This window comes from Phenylobacterium sp. (assembly GCF_030646615.1).
Lineage (GTDB): Bacteria > Pseudomonadota > Alphaproteobacteria > Caulobacterales > Caulobacteraceae > Phenylobacterium.
The window spans coordinates 1-9,190 of the sequence record NZ_JAUSLG010000086.1; the positions used below are offsets into that span (position 1 = coordinate 1).

Genomic DNA, 9,190 nt, shown 5'->3' on the forward strand with positions numbered 1-9,190 from the left:
GCCCCGGCCCCATCCTGTTCCGCCAGCGTCGCCAGGGCTTCAACAACGAAGAGATCGTGGTCTGGAAGTTCCGCTCCATGCGCCACGACCTCGCCGACGCCAGGGCCCGCCAGCAGGTGCAGGCCGACGATGTGCGGGTCACCCGAGTGGGCCGGTTCATCCGCCGCACCAGCCTTGATGAGCTGCCGCAGATCTTCAATGTGCTCGCCGGCGAGATGTCCCTGGTCGGCCCCCGCCCCCACGCCATCGGCATGATGACCGGCGATGTGGAGTCCGCCCGGCTGGTGGCCGAATACGCCCACCGGCACCGAATGAAGCCCGGCATGACCGGCTGGGCCGCCATCCACGGCTCTCGCGGGCCGGTGGACACCCCGGCCGATGTCCGCCGCCGCATCCAGCTGGACATCGAATATATCGAGCGCCAGTCGATCTGGCTCGACCTCTGCATCATCGCCCTGACCATTCCCTGTCTCCTTGGGGATCGGCAGGGCGTCCGCTAGGGGCAGGACGCATGTTCTGGCGCGGCGTGGTCGGCTATCTGCCGGTCAACATCATCCAAGGCCTGGTGGGGCTGGCGACCATCGTCACCTTCACCCGCCTGCTGGCCCCCTCGCAGTTTGGCGACTACGCCCTCGGCTTCTCGGTGATGAGCCTGCTGCACACCGCCATCTTCACCTGGAACGAGGCCGCCATGGCCCGGTTCTGGGTGGCGGAGGCCGACAAGGGCCAGGGCGGCGCCCATGCGGCCACCGTCTATCGCACCTGGCTCGCCCTGCTGGTCGTCCTGCCGCTGGCGCTGGCCGCGGCGCTGCTGATCCCCATGGCGCCTGGCCTGCGGCTGGCTGTGGTCTGCGGGGTGCTGGCGGTCCTGCCCCGCACCTTCGCCAAGCTCGCCCAGGAACGCCGCCGGGCCGCGGGCGAAGTGGCCGGCGCGGCCTCCATCGACATCATCCAGACCCTGGGCGCCTTCGGGGTCGGCGCGATCCTGGCCTATATGGGTTTTGGCGGCGCCGCCCCGCTGATCGGGTTCGGCGTGGCCGCCGCCATCTGCATGGCCTGGACCCTGCCCGCCGAACTGGCGCACAGCCGCGGCGGCGCGTTTGAAGCGCCCCGGGCGCGCAGCTATCTCGGCTATGGCCTGCCGGTCGCCCTGTCGCTGATCCTGGCGCTTGTGCTTTCGACCACCGACCGGTTCCTGCTGGCGGCCTTCCTCGATGAGGCGGCGGTGGGCGTCTATCACGCTGGCTACAGCCTGGCGAACCGCACCCTGGACGTCCTGTTCATCTGGCTGGGCGCCGCCGGCGGCCCGGCCCTGATCGCGGCCCTGGAGCGGGGCGGCCCTGGAGAGCTTGGCGCCGCAGCCCGCGAACAGGCCAGCCTCATGCTGCTGCTCTGCGTGCCCGCCGCCGTGGGCCTGGCCCTGGTGGCTGCGCCGCTGTCGCATCTGATGGTGGGCTCAGAGCTCGCCGTCGGCGCCGCCCACGTCACCCCCTGGATCGCCGCCAGCGGCCTGCTGGCGGGCCTGACCACCTACTACTTCCATCAGGCCTTCACGCTCGGCCAGCGCACCGAACTGCTGCTGGGCGCCATGGCCGTCCCGGCCATCGCCAACCTGATCCTCAACCTGCTCCTGATCCCGCGCTTCGGCCTCGACGGCGCCCTGTGGGCCACCGTGGCCAGCTATGGCCTGGGGCTGGCGGCCTCGATGACGCTCGGCGCCCGCAGCCTTCGCCTGCCGGTGCCGTGGACGCCCTTCCTGCAGACCATCTTCGCCACCGCCGTGATGGGCGCTGCGGTCGCCCAGGTTCCGGCCCTGGGGGGTTGGGCCGAGCTGATCCTGAAGGCGGGCCTCGGCGCCATCGTGTTCGGCGCCATCACCTTCGCCCTGGACACTGGCGCCCTGCGCAGCCGGGGCCTGGCCCTGGTCCGCGGCCACAGGGCGCGAACCGCATGAATCAGACCCTGTTCGACAATGCGCCCTGGGCCGGCGGCCAGCCGCGCCTCTCGGTGCTGATCCCCTTCAAGGGCGACGACCCCTGCGATCTCCTGGCCACCCTTGGGCGTGAGCCCGTCGCCGCCGAGATCGTCGTCCTGGACGACGGCACGGCCGACGCCGGCCTCACCGACCGGGTGCGCGCGCAGATCGAAGCCCTGCCCCTGCCTGCCCGCCTGGTGACCCTGGCGCGCAATGAGGGACGGGCCAAGGGCCGCAACCGGCTGGTCAGCCATGCGCGGGCCGGACACTTCCTGTTCCTCGACAGCGACATGGCGCCGGACTCCAGCGACTTCCTGGGCCGCTGGCTGAACCTGATCGCGCAGGACGACCCGCCCGTGGCCTTCGGCGGTTTCTCGCTGCTGCAGGTGGAGCCGCGCCCCGACCAGGCCCTGCACCGGGCCATGGCCGGCCACAGCGACTGCCTGCCCGCGTCTGAGCGGATGGCCGCGCCGGAAAAGCACGTCTTCACCTCCAACCTCCTGGTCCGCCGGGACGTCTTCGCCGCCGAAGGCTTTGACGAAGGCTTCGCCGGCTGGGGCTGGGAGGACGTGGAGTGGGGCATGCGGGTGGCCCGGCGCTGGCCGATCCTGCACATCGATAACACCGCTACCCACCTCGGCCTCGACAGCGCCGCCACCATCGCGGCCAAGTATGAGCAGTCGGCGGCCAATTTCGCCCGGGTGGTCGCCGCCCATCCGCAGGTGGTGCGCACCTATCCTAGCTACCGCGTCGCGCGCCTGCTGCGCCGCGCGCCCCTGCGGGGCCTCTGGCGGCCGATGATCAAGGCCTATGCCCTCAATGGCCTGGCGCCGCTGAAGACCCGCGCCTTCGCCATGCGCCTCTATCGCGCCGCCCTTTACGCCGAGGCTGTCTGATGTCGCCCACTGAGGCCTACCAGCCCGACCGTTCGCTCAAGGGGAAGATCCGCCGCCGTCTGGTCCGCCTGGCCCATCGCCGGCCCCTGGAGCGCGCCCCCGAGGCGCCGATGGTCTCCTTCACCTTCGACGACGCCCCCCTCAGCGCGGCGCAGGCGGGCGCGGCCCTGCTGGAGGCCCGGGGCGTGCGAGGCGCCTTCTATGTCTCGGCCGGGCTGGCGGGGACCGAGGGGCCGATGGGCCGCTATGCGGGGGCTGAGGACTACGCGGCTCTGGCGAGGGCCGGCCACGAGATCGCCTGCCACACCTTCACCCATCTGGACTGCGGCCGCGCCTCCGGCGCCCAGGCCAAGGCCGACGCGACGCGCAACCTGGCGGTCCTGGCGCAATGGGGGACCGGGACGGTGACCAGCTTCGCCTATCCCTATGGCGACGTCGCCGCCGGACCAAAGCAGGCGCTGGCGCCCAGCTACGCCACCCTGCGCGCCCTGCATCACGGGGTGATCACCGCCGGCACGGACCTGAACCAGACGCCGGCCGTGGGGATCGAAGGGGCCGATGGCGAGGCCGTCGCCAGCCGCTGGCTGGACGAGGCCCTCGCCCGCAAGGCCTGGCTGATCCTCTACACCCACGATGTGCGAGAGACGCCATCCCCCTGGGGCTGCACGCCCGAGGCCCTGGCGCGCCTGATCGACCGCGCGCTCGACGGCGGCGCCGAGATCGTCACCCCGGCCCAGGGCGCGAAGCGCCTGGGCTTGCGCCCCTGACACCCCGTCAGAAGGCGTAGGACAGGGCGAGGCCGAGGCGGCGCGGCCCAGGCGCATAGATGACCGGACTGCGCCCCGAAGTGGCGAATTTCACCGCATGGGTGTCGGTGACATTGTCGACAAACGCCGCCAGGGACCAGTCGTCGGCGCGGAGCGTGGCGCGCAACTTCAGCAGCCAGAAGTCGCCCAAAGCCGTGTCGGATCCGACGCCGGGATTGAAGGTGCTGTGCGAGGCCCCGGCATAGGACAGATCGCCGCGCAGCAGCACCGTCCACCCTTCCGGCAGGTCGACCCTGCGCTCCAGCCAGCCGCCGGCGGCCACGCGCGGCACGGCTGGCAGCCGGTCGCCCTCCGAACCCAGGCCGGCTCCGTCGGCGCCGGCCTGATCGCTGGTCAGCACGGCGTCGGTCACCGCAAGGTTGGCGCCGCCGCGCAGGACCGGGCTGAGCCAGAGGGTGGCGTCGGCCTCCAGACCATTCACCCGGGCCTTGCCGACATTGGTGATGAAGGAGAAGGCCCCGTTGGCGCTGTTGGCCGTGTACTGCATGTCCTGCCAGTCGATCCTGTAGACGGCCGCGTCGAGGGTCAGACGGTTGTCCAGCCAGCTTCCCTTCACGCCGACCTCATAGTTCCAAAGGGAATCGGCGCCGTAGGCCGACAGGTTCTCCGGCAGGCCCGGCGCTGGATTGACCCCGCCGGGCCGGAACCCCTGGGAGGCCTGCACATAGCCCAAGGCGGTCGGGGAAAATCGGTGGCTGGCCAGGGCCTTCAGGCTCCAGCCCCCCTCCCGGGTGGCCGTGCGGAAATTGGCGTCGGCGGTGTTGGAGATCACATTGACCACGAGAGCCGCGCCCCGGGTCTTCTTTTCATATTCGAATCGGCGCGCGCCCAGGACCAGGGAGGTGTCGCGATCGGCGCCGAGCGTGACCTCGCCATACACGGCCCGCTGAGTCAGCCGGCTGTCGACGATACGCCGGCCGGTAAATCCCGCATCGGGCCGCGGCAGGCCGGTCTGCGGATCGGCCGCCAGCACCTGGCTGTCGATGACATCGTCGCGGACCTCGCGAAACAGACCCGCCGTCCAGGCGATGGCCCCCTCCGTGTCAGACTGGAGGTGGATTTCCTGCACCTGAGCGTTCAGCTGGATCGGCTGATAGAGGAGCCCCGGGCTGCGGCTGTCCACATAGGTTGCGTAGACGTCCAGCTGGGCGGGCGTGCAGAGGCCAGCAGAGGGCTGCAGGTAGCGGCGGCATCCTTCCGGATTCAGGCGCTCGGTCTCCAGGGTGGCGGTATAGTCGATATAGCGGGTGCTATCCCAGCGATAGGCGGCGGTGTTGGCCGCCAGGCTCACCCCTTCGCCTCGCCAGGACACGGCCCCCTGATAGAAGGCGATCTCGCCGTCGAAGGGGGTTCTCACATAGGCGCGGCTGACATGACGCGGGGCCGTCGCCGAGCCGGCGCTGGTGTCGGCCAGATCGCTGTCCTGATAGGCCGCGGTCAGGTCCAGGGTCAGGTCGTCGGTGAACTGCGCGCGCAGCCCCAGACGGACGCCTCGGACAAGGCTCTCATTGATATGCGAGAGGCCCAGGCGGTCATTGTCCACATAGGCGGGATCCTCCTGGCGATAGGCCGCAAGGCGAAGGCCGATGCGGTCGCGCACGAGGGGGTGGTTGAGCACCAGGGTCGCGCCCCCGCCAACCCGGCCGGCATTGGTCGAGACGGTCGCCGAGACCTGGCCGCCGGCCTGCGACAGGTCCGGCCGATTGAACGCCACCTTCAGCGCCCCGCCCATGGCGCCGGCGCCATAGAGCGTCCCCTGTGGCCCGCGAAGCAGTTCGACCCGCGCCACGTCCACCAGCAGGAATTCCGGCGAGGAGCCGCCCGGATCGGCGGTGGTGCCGCTGGGCCCGGTCACCGGCGCCTCGTCATAATAGAGGGCGGTGGTCGCCTCGCCGGCCCCATAGACGCCCCGCAGGCTGAGCCTGTTGCGCCCCGCGCCCGTGCCGGTCTGGATAAGTCCCGGGATCAGCTCGACCGCATCGGTGAAGGTGACCGCCCCGGCCCGCATCAGGTCCTCGCCGGAAAACACCCGCATGGACATCGGCGTGAGGCGCTCCAGCGTCGGGCGACGCAGGGCGGTCACCATGATGCTGGCCACCTCGTATTCAGCGGCGGGAAGCTCCGGCCCAGACGCCGGCGGCGGGCGGCCCTTCTCGATGAGATATCGCCCTTCGAACGCCCGCCAGGTGAGGCCTGAGCCGTTCAGCAGGGCGGTGAGCGCTGCGGCCGAGTCCATCCTTCCCGAAACCCCCCGGGTCCGCAGGCCGGCGACGAGGTCTGGCGTGAAGAGAATGTCGCGATCGCTCTGCTCTGAGAATCGGGTGAGCGCCTGCCCCAGGGGCAGGCCCGCAGGAACGGAATAGGCCGCGGTGGGGTCGGCTGCGCCTGCGGCTGCGCCGGTCGCCGGCAGCAAGACGCAGGACAGGCATGCGATGGCGGTCCCAATCGGGTGAAGGCTCAATGACGACACGGCTCCGGGCCTAGCTGAGGCCTTTCCCGCAGGCGGCTCGGCTTGGCCAGTCCCGGAGGGCGCCGAAAATGCCGAATTTCGCCGCCACGCCCGATCAGCGACGGGGCGCGCTCGCCATCGCCCGAAAAGCCGGCAGCCGTGACGCCGAGGCGTTTGCGTCGCCCGAACCCCATTGACCTGACCCTCCCTTGTCACAAACATGACAGCAATAAGGCTAATTGGGGCGTTCGGGGAAACCAATGGCGTGGGCCGAGACGACCGGGACAGACCAGGAGCCTGAGGGATTGGCCTATGCCTCCCTGCCGTTCCAGCCGGCCCTTCGCGCGTTTTTTGGACGTCGGGCGGAAGCTCACGAGATCGACGACCTGATCCAGGAGGTCCTGCTGCGGATGCACAACCGCCGCAGCAGTGTCGAGGTCGCCAACCTTCCCAGCTTCATCTTCCAGACCGCCACCAATGTCCTGCTTGATCGTCGGCGTCGCGAAACGGTGCGCCGCACCAGCGCCCATTGCGAACTGAAGGAGATCCAGCATCCCCGCGACGACCTGTCGCCCGAACGGATCCTGCAGGCCAAGCAGGAGGCCTCTGTCGCGGTGGAGGCGCTGAAGGCGCTGTCGCCCCGCACAAGAGCGGCATTCGTACTCATCCGCTTCGAAGGATTGAGCTATAAGGCCGCCGCGACGCGACTGGGCATTTCGGTCAGCGCCGTCGAAAAGCATGTCACCAAGGCGCTTCGGGCCGTCTCGACCCGACTGCAGGAAACCGATGAACGACGATCACCGATCCAACGGACTTTCCGGTGATCCTGACGCCGCGTCGTGGTTCGTGCGGTTGGAACGCCATCCGGGTGACGCCGATGTCCGAAGAGAATTCGAAGCCTGGCTCGCCGCCGACCCGTCGCACGGACAGGCCTGGGCCTCGGTCTCCGGCGCCTGGGACCGCCTGGGCGCGCTGAAGGAAGATCCTGAAATCCTCGCCGCCCGCGCCGCCGTGGCCGCCGAACTCCAGGCCGAGAATCATCGCCCGCGCATGCCTTGGGCGGCCGGGATCGCCGCCGTCCTGGTGACCGGCGCCGCCCTGCTGGGCTATGGCGCCTGGCGCCAGGCCCAGCCGTCCGACGCCCCGACCCAGATCGCCGTCGCCGAGGCCCTGGCCGTCTATCGCACCGAGGTCGGCGGGCGGCGCACGGTCGTACTCGAGGACGGCTCCAAGGTGACCCTCAACACCGACACCGAGGTTCGGCTGACCGGATGGGACCGGGGCCGCCACCTGACCCTGGTGCGCGGCGAGGCCTATTTCGAGGTCAGCAAGGATCCGAAACGCCCCTTCGTGGTCAACGCCGGCGGCCGCACGGTGAGGGCGCTGGGGACGGCGTTCGACGTCCGGCTGGAGCCTCGGCGCTGGTCGGTCAGCCTGGTCGAGGGCAAGGTCCGGGTCGTCGCCGACAGCGCCCAGGTCGACCTGGCGCCGGGCGACCATCTGGTTCAGGACGGCGAGGCTCCGTGGACCCTGGAAAAGCGCGATCTCGACGAGCTGACGGACTGGCGGGACGGCAGCCTGGTCTTTGAAAATCGACCGCTGGGCGTCATCGTCGAGGAAATGAACCGTTATTCCGCGCGCAAGATCCAGATCACCGATCCGGCCCTGGCCTCCCGGCTCCTGAGCGGTCGATTCAAGTCCGGCGACATGGCTGGGTTCGTGGCCACGCTGGAGGCCTATGGTCTGGTCCGCGCCGACTACAGCGCCGCCGGGACAATCGAGCTGCATCCCGTCTTTTCTGAGTGAGGCTTCGGGCTCAGGCTGCGTCTTGCAGGGGAAGATTGGCGCGGCCTGCGCCGATAGCCGGAGGACTCATGGCTGGGATTTCGCCAGCGCAGCGCCTTAAGCGCCCTTGGCGCCTCGGCCTGGGCCCTTCTCCCAGCGCGCCGGCCCCACGGCTGGCCGAAGGCTTTCGCGCGACGGAGGCCAGACGACCGGTCCCCGCCCCTTCTTCAATTTGTCCATTTGCAGCCGGGTGATCGGCCCGGGTCGAAAGAGGGTTTAGGAATGAAACGACAACACGCATTGGCGAGCGCCGCGTTGGCGCTGGTCATGATCCTGGGGGGGGCCGCCAACGCGGCGACCGTCACGCCCCCCAGCGAAGCCTTCGCTCAGAACCCCGGAAGCGACTACTTCCTGGCCGACTACACGGCCTATGAAGCCTATCTGAAGACCCTGGCCGGCCAGTCCGACCGCATGAAGCTGGTGGACTTCGGCAAGACCGAAGAGGGGCGCACCCAGTGGATGGCCGTCGTCTCCTCGCCCGCCAACCTCGCCCATCTGGACCACTACAAGGCGATCTCGCGCCGTCTGGCCAAGGCCGAGGGCCTGACCGAGGCTGAGGCTGCGGCGCTGGCGGCCGAGGGCAAGGCGGTGGTTTGGATCGATGCGGGCCTGCACGCCACCGAAACGGTGATGAGCCAGGCCCAGATCCAGATCCTCTACCGCATGCTGACCTTGAACGACGCCGAGACCCTGCGGACGCTGGACGATGTCATCATCCTGTTCGCCCACGACAATCCGGACGGCATGGAGCTGGTGTCGGACTGGTACATGCGCCACGACGATCCTCTGAAGCGCGAATTCCAGAGCATTCCTCGCCTCTATCAAAAGTACACAGGCCACGACAACAATCGCGACAGCTACATGTCGCAGATGGCCGAGACGACCAACATTAACCGCCAGCATTTCCGCGAGTGGTTCCCGCAGATCATCTTCAACCAGCATCAGACCGGCCCGACCGGGATGGTGGTGTTCGTGCCGCCGTTCCGCGACCCGGCCAACTACAATTACGATCCGCTGGTCATGACCACCCTGCAGGAGGTGGGCATGGCCATGCACAGCCGTCTGGTGGCCGAGGACAAGCCCGGCTCCAGCGCCCGCAGCGCCGCCCCCTACTCCACCTGGCACAACGGGATGGAGCGCTCGATCGCCTATTTCCACAATTCGGTGGGCCTGCTGACCGAGATCACCGGCGGGCCGA

8 protein-coding genes are annotated in these 9,190 nt (G+C 69.3%); 7 read left to right on the forward strand and 1 reads right to left on the reverse strand.

Annotated features, from left to right (window positions below; translation table 11 throughout):
- The 4 genes from Q7S93_RS15285 to hfsH form a co-directional block, all read left to right on the forward strand.
- A partial coding sequence (locus tag Q7S93_RS15285; RefSeq protein WP_304714805.1) for a sugar transferase occupies positions 1-500 on the forward strand: 500 nt, incomplete at its 5' end.
- Between the two features lie 11 nt (positions 501-511).
- Positions 512-1,954, forward strand: coding sequence for a polysaccharide biosynthesis protein HfsF (gene hfsF, locus Q7S93_RS15290; RefSeq protein WP_304714806.1), 1,443 nt, complete (start codon positions 512-514; stop codon positions 1,952-1,954).
- The gene (gene hfsG, locus Q7S93_RS15295; protein WP_304714807.1) at positions 1,951-2,871 is read left to right on the forward strand and encodes a polysaccharide biosynthesis protein HfsG; all 921 of its coding nucleotides are present in this window, start codon (positions 1,951-1,953) and stop codon (positions 2,869-2,871) included. Before hfsF ends, hfsG begins: the two co-directional genes overlap by 4 nt.
- Entirely contained in the window at positions 2,871-3,638 is a 768-nt protein-coding gene (hfsH, locus tag Q7S93_RS15300; protein ID WP_304714808.1) for an oligosaccharide deacetylase HfsH, read from the forward strand. The genes hfsG and hfsH overlap by 1 nt, the downstream gene beginning before the upstream one ends.
- A 7-nt stretch (positions 3,639-3,645) precedes the next feature.
- Here the strand turns inward: hfsH and Q7S93_RS15305 are convergent, their stop codons facing one another.
- A complete protein-coding gene (locus Q7S93_RS15305; protein ID WP_304714809.1) occupies positions 3,646-6,159 on the reverse strand; it encodes a TonB-dependent receptor domain-containing protein in 2,514 nt (837 codons plus the stop codon).
- Between the two features lie 293 nt (positions 6,160-6,452).
- Between Q7S93_RS15305 and Q7S93_RS15310 the strand changes: the two genes are divergently transcribed.
- The 3 genes from Q7S93_RS15310 to Q7S93_RS15320 form a co-directional block, all read left to right on the forward strand.
- Positions 6,453-6,971 carry an RNA polymerase sigma factor gene (locus Q7S93_RS15310; protein WP_304714810.1) on the forward strand — a complete coding sequence of 173 codons (519 nt, stop codon included), beginning with the start codon at positions 6,453-6,455 and terminating at the stop codon, positions 6,969-6,971.
- On the forward strand, positions 6,934-7,953 hold the full coding sequence (locus Q7S93_RS15315; protein WP_304714811.1) for a FecR family protein: 1,020 nt from the start codon (positions 6,934-6,936) through the stop codon (positions 7,951-7,953). The genes Q7S93_RS15310 and Q7S93_RS15315 overlap by 38 nt, the downstream gene beginning before the upstream one ends.
- Positions 7,954-8,214: 261 nt before the next feature.
- Positions 8,215-9,190: M14 family metallopeptidase (locus tag Q7S93_RS15320; protein ID WP_304714812.1), on the forward strand; the 976-nt coding region annotated here is incomplete at its 3' end.

Excerpts from the sequence above, each read along its gene's own strand:
- hfsF (WP_304714806.1), top strand. The coding sequence starts at position 512 with ATGTTCTGGCGCGGCGTGGTCGGCTATCTGCCGGTCAACATCATCCAA.
- hfsG (WP_304714807.1), top strand. The coding sequence starts at position 1,951 with ATGAATCAGACCCTGTTCGACAATGCGCCCTGGGCCGGCGGCCAGCCG.
- hfsH (WP_304714808.1), top strand. The coding sequence starts at position 2,871 with ATGTCGCCCACTGAGGCCTACCAGCCCGACCGTTCGCTCAAGGGGAAG.
- Q7S93_RS15315 (WP_304714811.1), top strand. The coding sequence starts at position 6,934 with ATGAACGACGATCACCGATCCAACGGACTTTCCGGTGATCCTGACGCC.